Source organism: Vibrio sp. 1874, from assembly GCF_033344395.1.
In the GTDB taxonomy this organism is placed as follows: Bacteria; Pseudomonadota; Gammaproteobacteria; order Enterobacterales; family Vibrionaceae; genus Vibrio; species Vibrio alginolyticus.
Window position 1 is genome coordinate 1 of record NZ_JAWPOR010000166.1, and the last position, 1,085, is coordinate 1,085.

The 1,085-nt window shown below is 48.6% G+C and carries 1 protein-coding gene; it reads right to left on the minus strand.

Features of this window, described 5'->3' with window-relative positions; genetic code table 11:
- Nucleotides 1-107: 107 nt before the first annotated feature.
- Nucleotides 108-1,085: DmsE family decaheme c-type cytochrome (locus R8N46_RS25355; RefSeq protein ID WP_318189796.1), on the minus strand; the 978-nt coding region annotated here is incomplete at its 5' end.

The following is a 1,085-nucleotide window of genomic DNA, read 5'->3' on the forward strand; positions in this document are numbered from 1 at the left end:
CTAATAACTTAATGTTTGACCACGTGGGTGGTTAGAGCCATGCATGAAACTATCTCAAAAGCAAGGGAAATAGCGATGCACAGTTGAGATAGTTTCATGCCTCCCTCCTAATAACTTAATGTTTGACCACGTGGGTGGTTAGAGCCATGCACTTGATTGTGGCAGTTTAAACAACTTCCGCCGCGCACTCTCAAGTCGTTTTCAGGAATGGCTACGTTTGCATGTGGCACACGGTGACATTCCTGACATAGCATTGGCAGCCGTTTATTGAGCAGGGCTTTGTTCACTGAACCATGAGGTGTGTGGCAGGATGTGCAATCTTCAGTTACCGGCTCATGCTCCCATAAGAATGGGCCGCGTTTTTCCGCATGACACTCGTAACAAGCGTTATTGACGGTTGACCAGTTCAGGCTTGCTTCATTTAATGTCTGATGTGGATTGTGGCAGCTAGAACAAGTCATGACGCCGTCGATAATAGGATGACGACTGCGTTTGTGGATATCCGATTTGGTGCGGGAGTGACAATCGGTGCATTTGTCTGCTTGCATTTCGGCAACCATCATCGGATCGTCTTTTTGATGCAGTTGGTGACAGCTTGCACAAGACAGCCCTTCAAAAGCGTGCTCGCTACTGTGCCAAGTCGAGCGTTTCGCATCTTGGTGACAAGATAAACACACGCTGTTTTGCTTTTCGGCCGGAACAGGGGAGTTTGGCCCAAAAGTGATCATCGGTTCACGAACTTGTCCTTTTCGTGGATTGCGTTCGTGATTGTTCGCTGGGCCATGGCATGCTTCACACTGTTTATCATTCATTGGCCCATGCAGGTTTGCGGACTTGCCATGAATGTTGTCGAAAATACCCGTAGCAGGTTTGTCTGATGTATCGTCATGGCAACGAAGGCAGCCATCTGGTCCGCGGCGTGAATATTTCCCCTCGGAAAACTTGGTGTCTAATATGGTTTCAATTTCTTCTGGAGTTAACGTCGCCGCTTCGGGTTCTGGCTTGGCGACATCTTCCGAACTGACGGTGAAGATGACGCCTAACCCAAGTATCCCAGCTACCAACCACCGCAGAAACATTGCTTT